Raw genomic sequence first — 13,249 nt, forward strand, 5'->3', positions numbered from 1 at the left:
TCCCGCCTCGCACCGGGACGGGACGCCCTCTCCTTGTCCATCCACAGACCAAGCCATCCACGAACCAAGAAGGAAACGCACCATGTTGCACGGCGATATTTCCAGCAGCAAGGACACCGTCGGCGTCGCGGTCGTGAACTACAAGATGCCGCGCCTGCACACCAAGGCCGAAGTCCTCGACAATGCCCGCAAGATCGCGGAGATGGTCCAGGGCATGAAGGTCGGCCTGCCGGGCATGGATCTGGTGATCTTCCCGGAATATTCGACCCACGGGATCATGTACGATTCCAAGGAGATGTACGAGACCGCTTCGTCGGTTCCCGGCGACGAGACCGAGATTTTCGCGGACGCCTGCCGCAAGGCCAAGGTCTGGGGCGTCTTCTCCCTGACCGGCGAGCGGCATGAGGAGCACCCGCACAAGGCGCCCTACAACACGCTGATCCTGATGAACGACAAGGGCGAGATCGTTCAGAAATACCGCAAGATCATGCCCTGGGTGCCGATCGAGGGCTGGTATCCCGGCAACTGCACCTTCGTCACCGACGGGCCGAAGGGGTTGAAGATCAGCCTGATCATCTGCGACGACGGCAACTATCCGGAGATCTGGCGCGACTGCGCCATGAAGGGTGCCGAACTCATCATCCGCTGCCAGGGTTACATGTACCCCGCCAAGGAACAGCAGGTCATCATGTCCAAGGCGATGGCCTGGGCCAACAACACCTATGTCGCGGTGGCGAACGCCGCCGGCTTCGACGGGGTCTATTCCTACTTCGGCCATTCCGCCATCATCGGCTTCGACGGCCGGACGCTGGGCGAGTGCGGCACCGAGGAGAACGGCATCCAGTACGCCCAACTCTCCACCTCGCTGATCCGCGACGCGCGCAAGAACATGCAGTCGCAGAACCACCTCTTCAAGCTGGTCCACCGCGGCTACACCGGCAAGATCAACTCCGGCGAGGATTCGAAGGGTGAGGCCGCCTGCGCCTACAGCTTCTACCATGACTGGATCAACGATCCGGAAGGGACCCGCGCCCGCGTCGAGGCGATGACCCGCGGCACCGTCGGGACCGAGGAATGCCCGATCGACGGCATCCCCAACCCCGAGACCGCACTGCATCGCTGAAGGACCGAGACTCCGTCCGCCGAATCTCCCGGAGGATTCGGCGGACGGCGCGGCGGGTGCAGGGGGGACGCCCGCCGCATCTCTCCGGACCGAGACCATTCATCGCGACCGTTTTACAAGGAGACGCGCCGATGGCGCTGGACGCACACCGGATTCTGGAGGAGCCCTATTACCGGCCCGTCGCCGGGGAGGTGGCGCTGTTCGAGGCCGCCTATGCGGCGCGCATGCCGATGATGCTGAAGGGCCCCACCGGCTGTGGCAAGACCCGCTTCATCGAGCACATGGCATGGCGGCTTCGCCGGCCGCTGGTGACGGTGGCCTGCCACGAAGACATGACCGCCTCGGATCTGGTCGGGCGCTTCCTGCTCGACCCCGGCGGCACGGTCTGGCACGACGGGCCGCTGACCCAGGCGGTGCGACATGGCGCCATCTGCTACCTCGACGAGATCGTCGAAGCCCGCCAGGATACCACCGTCGTCATCCATCCGCTAACCGACGCCCGCCGCATCCTGCCATTGGAGAAGCGCAACGAACTGGTCCAGGCGCATCCGGACTTCCAACTGGTGATTTCCTACAACCCCGGCTACCAGAGCGTCCTGAAGGACCTGAAGGAATCAACCAAGCAACGCTTCGCCGCCATCGAGTTTGGATATCCGAACGCTGCGGTGGAAGCGGCGATCGTCGCCCATGAATCCGGCGTCGGCACCGACACCGCGGCTTTGCTGGTCCGCATCGCCGCAAGCTCGCGCAACCTGAAGGGTCATGGCCTGCAGGAGGGGGTTTCCACCCGCATGCTGATCCATGCCGGCCGGCTGGAGGCGCAGGGGATCCCACTGGAGACCGCCTGCCAGATCGCGCTGGTCCTACCGATCACCGACGACGCCGACGTGCGGGACGCCTTCTCTGCCGCAGTGTCGGCGGCGATTGCCTGACCCATCCCTGTTCGGGGAGAGGAAAGAGGACCGGAGACCAAATGCCCGACGACCAGTCGCGCCAATTTCCCGCAGACCAATTTCCCGCAGACACCGCCTTCTCCTCCGTCGAGCGCCGGCTGGTCGCCTATCTGGTCGCCCTGTGGCGGTTGCGGGTGCCGATCCGCCATGCCAAGCCGGATGCCGCCGGCAACCCGCCGCGGCGGGTCAGCCTGTCGGACGGGCTGATCTGGATGCCCGGAACCTTCCGCGGCGTCGATGGCCGCCGCTCCGGCGCGCTGTTTCGCGCGGCCCTGGTCCATGCCGGGGCGCATCTGCGCTTCACCGGTCCGCGCTTCCCGGCCGCCGGGCTGAAGCCGATGCAGTTGGCGCTGGTCTCGTTGATCGAGGACGCCCGGGTCGAGCATCTGGCGATGCGCGAGCATCCCGGCCTGCTGCGGGTCTGGCGGCCCTTCCACGTCGCCGAGCCGAATGGCGCCAGCACCGCGCCCGCTTTGATGGCACGGCTGGCCCGCGCGCTGATCGATCCCGACTACCGTGACGACGACGCCTGGGTTGCCAAGGGCAAGCGCCTGTTCTTCGCGGCGGAGTCCGAGTGGGACAGCCCGGCGCTCAGCCGCCGGATCGGCGGGCTGCTGGGCAACGATCTCGGCCAGATGCGGGTGCAATTCAATTCCAAGGATTATGTCGTCGAACCCGCCTACCGCGACGACAATCTCGGCCTATGGGACCATGGCGAGGCGCCGCCGACCCCGCCCAGCGATGCCGAAACCGTTTTCGAGGCCTTCCGCACCGAGCAGGAGGAGCGCGACCATGGCCGCTCCGACGATCAGGTGGGGGAGGGCGCCACCCCGGCCAGACTGTCCGCCACCGATGTCCCCGCCCGCGCGGTGGGGGAGGAGGAGATCACCGCTCCGCCGCTGCGCTACCCGGAATGGGACTACCGCGTCGGCATCGACCGCCCCGACTGGGTCGTGCTGAACGAACGCCGGACCGAACCCGGCGACCCCGCCGCCATCGCCCGCATCGTCGAGCGTCATCAGGCGACCGCCGACCGGCTGACCGCGCTGGTCCGCTCGGCCAAGGTCAGCCGGCCGGTGCGCCTGCGCCGTCAGCCGGAGGGCGACCGCATGGATCTGGACGCCTGCATCGACGCGATGGTCAGCCACCGCCGCGGCGAGGCTCCCGATCCGCGGGTGCATGAGGTGCTGATCCGCCGGAACCGCGACCTGTCGGTCCTGCTGCTGCTCGACGTCTCCGCCTCGACCGACGATCCAGTTGCCGGGGGCGGGCGCAGCGTGCTGTCGGTGGAGCGGGAGGCCGCGACCCTATTCGCCCAGGCGCTGGACGAGCTGGGCGATCCCTTCGCCATCCATGCCTTTCGTTCCAACGGACGGCAGGACGTCAGCTATTACCGGATCAAGGCCTTCCGCCAATCCTACGATGCCGCGGCCAAGGGGCGGCTGGCCGGATTGAAGGCCGGCCTGTCCACCCGGCTCGGCACCGCCCTGCGCCATGCCGGACGGCTGCTGGAGCAGCAATCGACCCATCGCCGCCTGCTGCTGGTGGTGACCGACGGCGAACCGTCGGACATCGACGTCGCCGACCGCCGCTATCTGCTGGACGACGCCCGCCGTGCCGTGCTGGGGCTGGCGTCGCGGGGGATCGACTGCTTCGTGATCGGGCTCGATCCGCAGGGCCGCGATTATCTGACCCGAGTGTTCGGAGCGCGCAACGTCATGGTGATTGACCGCGCCGAAAAGTTGCCGGAGGTGCTGCCGACCTTCTATCTGCGGCTATCGACATAAGTGAACCGGCCACACCGCTTCGCTGATGATCTCGACCGAAAACCTGACAACACCTCGAAAGGCCGTGGTGCGGCGACCACGGTCCTTCGACACGACGCGGGTGGCGGTGACCTGTCAATACCCCAGCGCGCACCCGTCCTTCCGGTGGTCAGAGCCGCCCAATAGGGTTCCATGCTCCCAATCGATGGCGATTGCCTGGGCACCGCCGATCGCCCAGTTGGGTGCCGTCACGGTGAAGCCGCGGCGGGCCAACTCCGCCCCCGCCTTGGTGCGGATTGCCGTCTCCGCCTCGACGGTGCGGGTGCCGGGCAGGGGGAAGAGGCGCGGCAGGTCGATGGCGCTTTGGATGTCCAGGCCGTGGTCAAACAGCTTCGACAGGAAATGGGCATGGCCCATCGCCTGATAATGCCCGCCCATGACGCCGAAGGTCAGGCTGACGCGCCCGTTTTCGGTGACCATGCCCGGAATGATGGTGTGCATCGGCCGCTTGCGCGGTGCCACCATGTTGGGATGCCCGTCGACCAGCGAGAAGCTCTGGCCCCGGTTGTGGAACAGCACCCCGGAGCGGGGCGCCATCAGCCCGCTGCCATAGGGATGGAAGATCGAGCTGATGAAGCTGACTGCCGTTCGGTGCTTATCGACCACGGCGATGTAGACCGTGTCCTTGTGCTCGACGCTGTCGAACACCCCGCCGATCTCCAGCGCGCGGGCGGGATCGATCCGGGCGGCCAGTTGGTCGGCCAGCGCATCGGACAGCAGATGCTCCGCCATCGACAGTCCGGTTTGCGCCGGATCGGCCAGGAAGGCGTCGCGCGCGGCATAGGCGAGCCGCGTCGCCTCGATCTCCACATGCAGGCTGTCGGGGTCGAGCGGATCGCCGGCCGGCCGGAAGCGCTTGAGGATGTTCAGGATCATCAGGGCGATGATGCCCTGTCCGTTCGGCGGGCATTCATGGATGGTGCGGCCGCGATAGTCGGTGCTGATCGGCGTCACGTACTCGCCCTTGGCCCCAGCGAAATCCTCCAGGCTGTGAAAGCCGCCCACCGCCCGCAGGGACTCCGCCATGTCCTTGGCTATGGCACCGCGGTAGAAGGCGTCCGGTCCCTCGCGCCCGATTGCCTCCAGCGTGTCGGCCAGCAGTGGCTGGGTCTGGACGGTGCCGGCCGCAGGGGCTTCTCCGTCCACCAGGAAGGTGGCGGCGGCGGTCGGATCCCGGCGCAGCAGATCGGTTTGCTGGGCGAGGTCGTGTGAGACCCGTGGCGTGATGACGTAGCCCTCGCGCGCCATGGCAATGGCCGGGGCGAAGACCTCGTTCAGAGGCAGGCGGCCATGGTCGGCGACCAGCCGCGTCCAGGCATCCACCGCGCCCGGCACCGTGACCGCGTGGGGAGAGTGGCGGTCGATCGCAGTGACGCCCGCCGCCCGCAAGCGCTCCAGCGTCATCGCCGCCGGGGTGCGGCCGGAGCCGTTGTAGGCGCGGATGTCGGTCCCGCCCAGCGGAGCGACCATGGCGAAGCAGTCGCCGCCGATCCCGGTCGATCCAGCTTCGACCACGCTCTGGACCGCGCAGGCCGCCACGGCGGCATCGATCGCGGTGCCGCCGGCCTTCAGAATCTCGACCGCCGTCAGGGTTGCCGCCGGGTGCGAGGTGGCAGCCATGCCGTTGCGGCCCATGGCGAGCGAACGGCCGGGTTCTTCGAAGTTGCGCATGGTCTCCGTCGGCTCCCCGATGTTGGTCTTTCGCGGCGAAGGGCCGGATACGAGCAGATCATCCATCCCGTCATCGGTATGGTATACCAAATCCCACCCGAACAAGAAGATCTGAAGAGGGATCGGCGGCCGGCACTCTCCTCTCGTTTCAGGGTCATGTCTGGAACAGCGCGCAACTGGAACTCTACAGTTCCCGCGCTTATCAACATTTTTCCTTGTTGAGATCATCAAAGCGCAAACATCGTCCTGACCTGCGAGCCGACCATCGTCGGAAGGCCGGGCCGCTCATCCTGCCTTTACAGCTTCGGCTGGATGATCTTATCTCCGCATCATGGATCGTCGCAGGCTCCAGTTCTTTGTCGCGCTCTGCGAAGAGCTGCATTTCCACCGTGCCGCCGCACGGTGCCACATCACGCAGCCCGCCCTCAGCCAGCAATTGCGCCAACTGGAGGAAGAGCTGCAGGTTCAGCTGATCCACCGCAACAAACGGCGCGTTTCCCTGACGAGGGCCGGCGAGACCTTCCTGAGCGAAGCCCGGAAGATTTTGACTCAGATGGAACGGGCCGCGCAGCTCGCTCGTCAAACGGATCGCGGCGAAATCGGGCAATTGTCGGTCGGTATGACCGCACCGGCGCTCTATATTGTCTTCCCCGAGATCATGCACCGGTTCCGCATGGCATTGCCCAATTTCGGCGTGAACGTCCATGTCATGACGACGTCAGAGCAGGAAGAAGCCTTGAGGGCCGGAGCGATCGATGTCGGCATCTTCCATCCCCCGCTTGACGATCAGTCGCTGTCGTCACACCCCATCGCGCGCATGCGTTTCAATGTCGTGCTGTCGGACCGCAACCCATTGGCCGAACGGCCGCGCCTGCGGCTGGATGATCTCTCCAGGCAACGCTTCATCATCTTCCCACGCGTGATCGGCCCACGCCTCTACGATGAAATCATCAGCCTGTGCCAGCAGGCGGGATTCAGCCCGGAGCTGATTCTCGAAGCCTCCCCGGCGCAGTCGATTATCGCGCTGGCCGCAGCGGATTTCGGGATCGGCCTCATCGCCTCCGATCTTCAGCAATTCGCACGGCCCGGGGTGGTCTATCGTCCGCTCGACGGGCCGGCACCCCACCTGACGCTTGGGGTTGCCTACCAGAGCGACGACACCTCTCCCGCCATTCAGACATTTCTGGACGTCGCGACCGCGGTGGGCGAACTGGTCTCCTGAACGGTCAGCCTTTCACCCCGATCATCGAAGGTGCAAACACCAGTCGGTGAAAACTTTTTCTTATCAATCAATCATTTTTAAAAGTTGGACCTACTCAATTCGTTGGCTCTATCGTTCGTGCAACGGAGGATAAAGCCAATGAAAGTCTTCATGATTGGGGAGGCTGCCAATCACAAGGACAAGCTGGCCGCTTTCCTGACGACTCCCTGCGACATCATACCCCTTCCCCGTGAAGCCGCCCACTCGTCCCAGTTCGATTCCGCAATCACCGCAGACGACGTGATCGTGTCTTTGCGGTTCTCCCGAGGCGGAAAAACAGCACGTGAATTTCGCCTTTTGCATGTGCCAGGGGCCGGACTGGACGGCATCGACATGGCTTCACTGCCATCCGGCGCCAGCATCTGCAACGTCTTCGAGCATGAAATTCCCATCGCCGAGTTCGTCATGACGGCGATGTTGAATTGGGAAATCCGCCCCGACGCTCTGCGCAGATCCTTCGCCACGGACACATGGTCCGATGTCTACCGGGCGCGGGTGCCCCACGGGGAGATCCACGGCCTGACACTGGGCCTCATCGGGTTCGGCCGGATCGGGCGGACAATAGCCCGGCGGGCAGCGGCTTTCGGCATGCGCATCCTCGCGGTCGACCAGTTCGCCACCGACTCCGACGGCTTGGCCGAGGCGATCTTGCCGCCGGACCGCTTGCCGGATTTGCTGGCGCAATCCGATTTCCTGGTGATCGCCTGCCCGCTGACCGATCAGACCCGCGGGCTGATCGGGACGTCCGAACTCGCGGCCATGAAGCCGACGGGCGTGCTGATCAACATATCGCGCGCGCCGATCGTCGACGAGGAGGCGCTGTATGATGTGCTGTCGCGCCGGACAATCGGCGGTGCGGTGCTCGATGTCTGGTACGGCTATCCGGCAGGAGCCGACGACCAAGTGGCGCCCGCCAGCTTCCGCTTCGAGGATTTGCCCAACGCGGTCTGCACCCCGCATTCGTCGGCCTGGACGAGCCGGCTGCCCGAACGCCGCTATGCGTTCATTGCCCGAAACATCGACCGGCTGGCCGCCGGCGAGCCGCTGCTGAACCTCGTGCGGGCACCTGCTCCGGTATCGCCTGCCGCCATCCAAAACAAGAGCATTCCATGATCCGAGACACCGAGGACCTCGCCCGCCGGAGCGCCGGCGTGCCGATCAAGATCACCGGCGTGAAGACCTTCGTCGTCAACGCCGAGATGCGCAACTGGATCTTCGTGAAGGTGCTGACCGACCAGCCCGGCCTCTATGGCTGGGGCGAGGCCAGTCTGAACTGGAAGACGCGGGCGGTCACCGGCGCCGTCGAGGATCTGGAACCGACCGTGCTGGGACGCGATCCGCGCGACATCGAGCAGTGCGTCCGCGCGATGAACAAGTTCAGCTATTACAAGCTGGGCATGGTCGGCGTGACGGCGATCAGCGGCATCGAGCACGCGCTCTGGGACATCTTCGGCAAGAGCGTCGGCCTGCCGGTCTGGCGCCTGCTCGGCGGCAAAGTTCGCGACCGCGTGCGCGTCTACACTCATCTCGGCCTTGGCGAGATGAAGTCGGTCTACGAGACCTTCGACGTCGGCTCGCTGAAGGAACGGGCCGCGGCGGTGACGGAGAAGGGCTACGATGCGCTCAAGGTCGTGTTCATTCCCTATGGTGCCCACAGCGCGCCGATTCCGGCCCAGCGCCATGTCGGCAAGATGATGCAGGCGCTGCGCGACACGGTGGGCGACGGCGTCGACATCATGATCGATTTCCACGGTCGCCCCGGCTCCATCGCCGCCGCCATGAGCTACATCCGCGAACTGGAGCCCTACCGGCCGATGTTCTGCGAGGAGCCGGTCCAGCCCGGCGATACCGAGGCGCTGCGCCGCATCGCCGAACAGGCGGACTGCCCGATCGCATCCGGCGAACGGCTGGTCGGGCTGAAGGAGTTCCAACCCGTCTTCGCCCAGAAGGCGCTCCACATCGCCCAGCCCGACCTGAACCACACCGGCGGCCTGCTTGAAGGCAAGCGGATCGCGGCGCTGGCGGAAGCCGACCTGATCGGCATCGCCCCGCACAATCCCAACGGTCCGCTGGCCGGCGTCGCCGCCCTGCATTTCGACATCTCCACGCCGAACTTCGTCATCCAGGAGGAGATGAGCGGCGCGGTGCCCTGGTACGACGACGTGGTGCAGACCCCGATCCGCCGCACCGGCAGCCATTGGGAGGTGCCCGACGCCCCCGGCTTCGGCATCGAGGTGAACGAGACGGAGGCGGCAAAGCACCCGTTCAAGCCGGAGGTGATGCACACGACCTCGGCCATTCTGGACGACGGCACCATCGTCGATTGGTAAGCGCCGCCCTCACCGACCTATCGGACGGATTTCCATCATGAGAGAATTCAGCACCCCCGGCGACGTGTTCAACGCGCTGCCATCGCGGGTCGTCTTCGGAGCCGGGGCCATCGACCGGATCGACGCGGAGGTGGAGCGGCTGGGCGCGAAGCATGCGCTCGTCGTCTCCACTCCCGGCCGTAGCGCCATGGGCGGCCGTGTCGCCGACCGCCTTGGAAGCCGTTGTATCGGCATCCTGCCGGAAGCGATTTCCCAGGTGCCCATCGAACTGGCCATCCGGGGCCGGGCCAAGGCGCGCGACATGGGCGCCGACTGTCTGGTCAGCGTCGGCGGCGGAGCCTCCATCGGCCTGGGCAAAGCCATCGCGCTCGAACTCGGGCTGCCGATCATCGCCGTGCCTACCACCTATTCCGGCTCCGAGATGACCGGCTTCTGCGGGATCACCATCGACGGCATCAAGCGGATGCACCAGAGCCTGCGCATGCTGGCCGGCACCGTTGTTTATGACCCCTCGCTGACGCTCGGGCTGCCGGTGGACGTCAGCGCGGCCAGCGCCATGAACGCGCTCGCCCATTGTGTCGATGCCATCTACACCCCGACCATCAGCCCGGTGATCGTGCCGGCGGCGATGGAAGGCGCGCGGGCGATCATGGACGCGCTGCCGCGGGTGGCGGCCCGTCCGGACGATGGGCAAGCGCGTGCCGACCTGCTGTACGGCGCCCACCTCGCCGGTGCGGCGCTGGCCGGCGGCTTCGCGCTTCAGCATGGCGTCGCCCATGTCCTGGGCGGCACCTACGGCGTGTCGCACGGATTGTCCCATGCGCTGGTGCTGCCCCATGTCGCAGCCTACAATGCACCCTTCGCCCCCCAGGCGATGGACCGGCTTGCCGCCGCCATCGGGGTGGAAGACATCGGCGCCGCCATTTTCGACATGATGGAAACGGTCGGCCTGCCGACGCGGCTGACGGAGGTCGGCTTTTCCGCTGACCGGATCGCGGAGGCCGCCCGGATCACCGTCGAGACGGACAACAGCTACAACCCCGGACCGGTGACCGAAGAAGCCGTGCGCGGCATCCTCGCGGCGGCAGTGGAGGGGCGTCGCCCAGGATCGCCGTCGGGCCGGTAAGGGCCGGCCGGCACGGAGGGCAAACCGGACGAGAGAACACAAAAAGGGAGGGAACCAAGATGTTGATCAAGCGTAGGCAGTTTCTGGCCGCTACCGCGGTGGGCGCCCTGGCCGCACCCTTCATTTCAAAGGCGCATGCCGCGGAATTCGCATGGAAGTTCGGCCATGGCTTCCCGGCGAGCCACCCGCTGCATGTCCGCGCTGTCGAAGCGGCCGAACGCATCCGCAAGGAGACCGGCGGCAAGGTCGACATCGCCGTCTTCCCCAACAGCCAACTCGGCGGCGACAGCGACCTGCTGGCGCAGGTGCGCTCCGGCGGCATCGAGTTCTTCAGCACTGGCGGCCTGATCCTATCGACCCTGGTCCCGGTTGCGTCGATCAACGGCATGGGGTTCGCGTTCAAGGACTATGATGCCGTCTGGAAGGCGATGGACGGCCAACTCGGCGGGGTGATCCGCAAAGGTTTCGACAAGGCCGGCCTCCACGCCTTCGACCGCATCTGGGACAACGGCTTCCGCCAGATCACCACCAGCACCAAGCCGATCACCGGGCCGGCCGATCTGGCGGCCTTCAAGATCCGCGTCCCGGTCAGCCCGGTCTATGTATCGCTGTTCAAGGGGCTGGGTGCGTCGCCGACCAGCATCAACCTGGGCGAGGTCTATGCCGCGCTGCAGACCGGCGTGGTCGACGGACAGGAGAATCCGCTGGTGGTGGCCGACACTGCCAAGTTCTACGAGGTGCAGAAATTCTGCTCCATCACCAACCATGTCTGGGACGGTTCATGGATCGTCACCAACGGCCGCTCCTGGCGTGGACTGCCCGAGGATTTGCGGCAGATCGTCAGCCGGAACCTGAACGACGGCGCGCTGCAGCAGCGCCAGGACATCGCCGGCCTCAACGAGGCGCTGCAAGGTTCGCTCTCGCAGAAGGGCCTGACCTTCAACAAGGTCGATCCGGCGCCATTCCGGGAAGCCCTGCGCAAGTCAGGCTTCTACGACGAATGGAAGGCCAAATACGGTGAAGAGGCCTGGAGCGCCCTGGAAAGTTCGGTAGGGGCGCTGACATGACGGCGGTGGTGGATCACAAGTCCACCGCCGGCTCGCCCGACAGCGCCAGCCGGTGGCTGGCGCATGCCGACCGGCTTCTGGGCTGGCTATCCGAACTGCCGGTGGCGCTTCTGGTGGCCGCGGAAGTGGTGATTCTCTTCACCGGTATCGTCGCCCGCTACGTGCTCCACGCTCCGATCACCTGGTCGGACGAACTGGCGTCGATCCTGTTCCTCTGGTTGGCGATGCTGGGAACCGTTGTCGCCTTCCGCCGTGGCGAGCATATGCGGATGACCGCATTCGTCAGTTGGGCATCGCCACGCGCGCGGGCGTTCCTCGATGTCTTCGCGGTGGCGGCGGCCCTCTGTTTCCTGCTGCTGGTCATCATGCCGGCCGGCGAATTCGCCTGGGAGGAGCTGGAGATCACCACCCCGGCTCTGCAGATCTCGAACATGTGGCGCGCGGCTGCCTTGCCGACCGGTCTTGGGCTGATGATCGCGACGGCTCTGATTCGTCTCGCACGGGTGGGCGATCTCAAGCTGGTGGCGGGTGCAGTGGCGGCGGTCGCGGCGATCGCCGCATTGTTCTTCGTCCTCCAGCCTATGCTGGCCGACCTCGGCAAGCTCAACCTGCTGGTCTTCTTTGTGCTCGTGGTTGCAGGGGCCGTGTTCGCCGGCGTGCCCATTGCCTTCGCCTTTGGTCTGTCGAGCTTCGGCTATCTCGCCCTGACCACCAGGGTGCCGCTGCTGGTCGTCGTCGGCCGAATGGATGAGGGCATGTCACACCTGATTCTGCTGTCGGTGCCCCTGTTCGTCTTCTTAGGATTGCTGATCGAGATGACCGGCATGGCCCGCGCCATGGTGGCGGTGCTGGCCAACCTGCTCGGCCATGTCCGCGGCGGCCTGTCCTATGTGCTGATCGGCGCGATGTATCTGGTGTCCGGCATCTCCGGCTCGAAGGCCGCCGACATGGCGGCAGTCGCCCCGGTGCTGTTCCCCGAGATGAAAGCCCGTGGTGCCAAGCCGGGCGATCTGGTGGCGCTGCTGGCGGCGACCGGCGCGCAGACCGAGACCATCCCGCCCAGCATCGTGCTGATCACCATCGGCTCGGTCACCGGCGTTTCAATCGCTGCGCTCTTCACCGGCGGCCTGCTGCCCGGCTTGCTGCTGGCGGTGATGTTGTGTCTGGTTGTCCGCCACCGCTACCGCCGTGAAAACCTGTCGGGAGTACGTCGGCCGACCGGGCGTGAGTTGGGCCGCAGCCTGGTGGTGGCGCTGCCCGCGCTCGCCCTCCCTTTCGTCATTCGCACCGCGGTGATCGAGGGCGTCGCCACGGCGACCGAGGTTTCGACCATCGGCATCGTCTATGCCGTTGCTGTTGGAATGTTGGTCTATCGCCGCTTCGACTGGGGGCGGCTGGTTCCCATGCTGGTCGAGACCGCGGCGCTGTCGGGAGCGATCCTGTTCATCATCGGCACCGCGACGGCGATGGCCTGGTGCCTGACGCGCTCCGGATTCTCGACCGATCTGGCGCAGTTCATGGCCGGCCTGCCGGGAGGCGCTTTCACCTTCCTTGCCGTATCCATCGTCACCTTCATCATCCTCGGCAGCGTGCTGGAGGGAATTCCGGCCATCGTATTGTTCGGCCCGCTGCTGTTCCCCATTGCCCGCGAGATGGGCGTGCATGAGGTGCAGTATGCGATGGTGGTGATCCTCGCCATGGGCCTCGGCCTGTTCGCCCCGCCCTTCGGCGTCGGCTTCTATGTCGCCTCGGCCATTGGCCGGGTCAACCCGGATGAGGGCATGCGCCCGATCCTGGGCTATCTGGCGGCTCTGCTGATCGGACTGGTGCTGGTCGCCGCAATTCCCTGGCTCTCGACCGGCTTTCTGTGATCGCCGTTCGTCGTAGCCGCC

The 13,249-nt window shown here is 65.9% G+C and carries 10 protein-coding genes; 9 read left to right on the forward strand and 1 reads right to left on the reverse strand.

The window, feature by feature from the left end:
- Window positions 1–82 precede the first annotated feature (82 nt).
- From M5E06_RS17285 to M5E06_RS17295, 3 genes are all read left to right on the forward strand, one after another.
- The gene (locus M5E06_RS17285; protein ID WP_109154283.1) at window positions 83–1,123 is read left to right on the forward strand and encodes an aliphatic amidase; all 1,041 of its coding nucleotides are present in this window, start codon (window positions 83–85) and stop codon (window positions 1,121–1,123) included.
- Between the two features lie 131 nt (window positions 1,124–1,254).
- Window positions 1,255–2,055 carry a CbbQ/NirQ/NorQ/GpvN family protein gene (locus M5E06_RS17290; RefSeq protein WP_252139217.1) on the forward strand — a complete coding sequence of 267 codons (801 nt, stop codon included), beginning with the start codon at window positions 1,255–1,257 and terminating at the stop codon, window positions 2,053–2,055.
- A 41-nt stretch (window positions 2,056–2,096) separates the two neighbouring features.
- The gene (locus M5E06_RS17295) at window positions 2,097–3,863 is read left to right on the forward strand and encodes a nitric oxide reductase activation protein NorD (protein ID WP_252139218.1); all 1,767 of its coding nucleotides are present in this window, start codon (window positions 2,097–2,099) and stop codon (window positions 3,861–3,863) included.
- Window positions 3,864–3,977: 114 nt separating this feature from the next.
- Here M5E06_RS17295 and M5E06_RS17300 read toward each other — a convergent pair whose 3' ends face one another.
- Window positions 3,978–5,573 (reverse strand): gamma-glutamyltransferase family protein, encoded by a 1,596-nt coding sequence (locus M5E06_RS17300; protein ID WP_252139219.1) that lies wholly within the window; start codon window positions 5,571–5,573, stop codon window positions 3,978–3,980.
- Between the two features lie 331 nt (window positions 5,574–5,904).
- On the opposite strand from M5E06_RS17300, the gene M5E06_RS17305 reads away from it, so the two are divergent.
- The 6 genes from M5E06_RS17305 to M5E06_RS17330 all read left to right on the forward strand — a co-directional run bounded on the left by M5E06_RS17305 (window position 5,905) and on the right by M5E06_RS17330 (window position 13,228).
- Window positions 5,905–6,795, forward strand: coding sequence for a LysR family transcriptional regulator (locus M5E06_RS17305; protein WP_252139220.1), 891 nt, complete (start codon window positions 5,905–5,907; stop codon window positions 6,793–6,795).
- A 138-nt stretch (window positions 6,796–6,933) separates the two neighbouring features.
- Window positions 6,934–7,947, forward strand: a complete 1,014-nt coding sequence (locus M5E06_RS17310) for a 2-hydroxyacid dehydrogenase (protein WP_252139221.1) — start codon at window positions 6,934–6,936, stop codon at window positions 7,945–7,947.
- Window positions 7,944–9,164: an enolase C-terminal domain-like protein gene (locus M5E06_RS17315; protein WP_252139222.1), complete on the forward strand. Its 1,221-nt coding sequence runs from the start codon at window positions 7,944–7,946 to the stop codon at window positions 9,162–9,164. Before M5E06_RS17310 ends, M5E06_RS17315 begins: the two co-directional genes overlap by 4 nt.
- A 37-nt stretch (window positions 9,165–9,201) precedes the next feature.
- Window positions 9,202–10,290: a maleylacetate reductase gene (locus tag M5E06_RS17320; protein WP_252139223.1), complete on the forward strand. Its 1,089-nt coding sequence runs from the start codon at window positions 9,202–9,204 to the stop codon at window positions 10,288–10,290.
- 59 nt (window positions 10,291–10,349) lie between these two features.
- Window positions 10,350–11,357 (forward strand): TRAP transporter substrate-binding protein, encoded by a 1,008-nt coding sequence (locus tag M5E06_RS17325; RefSeq protein ID WP_252139224.1) that lies wholly within the window; start codon window positions 10,350–10,352, stop codon window positions 11,355–11,357.
- Window positions 11,354–13,228 carry a TRAP transporter large permease gene (locus M5E06_RS17330; RefSeq protein WP_252139225.1) on the forward strand — a complete coding sequence of 625 codons (1,875 nt, stop codon included), beginning with the start codon at window positions 11,354–11,356 and terminating at the stop codon, window positions 13,226–13,228. Before M5E06_RS17325 ends, M5E06_RS17330 begins: the two co-directional genes overlap by 4 nt.
- Window positions 13,229–13,249 lie beyond the last annotated feature (21 nt).

It is taken from the genome of Azospirillum sp. A1-3, from assembly GCF_023806445.1.
Taxonomy (GTDB): Bacteria; Pseudomonadota; Alphaproteobacteria; order Azospirillales; family Azospirillaceae; genus Azospirillum.

Excerpts from the sequence above, each read along its gene's own strand:
- M5E06_RS17285 (WP_109154283.1), top strand. The coding sequence starts at position 83 with ATGTTGCACGGCGATATTTCCAGCAGCAAGGACACCGTCGGCGTCGCG.
- M5E06_RS17290 (WP_252139217.1), top strand. The coding sequence starts at position 1,255 with ATGGCGCTGGACGCACACCGGATTCTGGAGGAGCCCTATTACCGGCCC.
- M5E06_RS17295 (WP_252139218.1), top strand. The coding sequence starts at position 2,097 with ATGCCCGACGACCAGTCGCGCCAATTTCCCGCAGACCAATTTCCCGCA.
- M5E06_RS17300 (WP_252139219.1), bottom strand. The coding sequence starts at position 5,573 with ATGCGCAACTTCGAAGAACCCGGCCGTTCGCTCGCCATGGGCCGCAAC.
- M5E06_RS17305 (WP_252139220.1), top strand. The coding sequence starts at position 5,905 with ATGGATCGTCGCAGGCTCCAGTTCTTTGTCGCGCTCTGCGAAGAGCTG.
- M5E06_RS17310 (WP_252139221.1), top strand. The coding sequence starts at position 6,934 with ATGAAAGTCTTCATGATTGGGGAGGCTGCCAATCACAAGGACAAGCTG.
- M5E06_RS17315 (WP_252139222.1), top strand. The coding sequence starts at position 7,944 with ATGATCCGAGACACCGAGGACCTCGCCCGCCGGAGCGCCGGCGTGCCG.
- M5E06_RS17320 (WP_252139223.1), top strand. The coding sequence starts at position 9,202 with ATGAGAGAATTCAGCACCCCCGGCGACGTGTTCAACGCGCTGCCATCG.
- M5E06_RS17325 (WP_252139224.1), top strand. The coding sequence starts at position 10,350 with ATGTTGATCAAGCGTAGGCAGTTTCTGGCCGCTACCGCGGTGGGCGCC.
- M5E06_RS17330 (WP_252139225.1), top strand. The coding sequence starts at position 11,354 with ATGACGGCGGTGGTGGATCACAAGTCCACCGCCGGCTCGCCCGACAGC.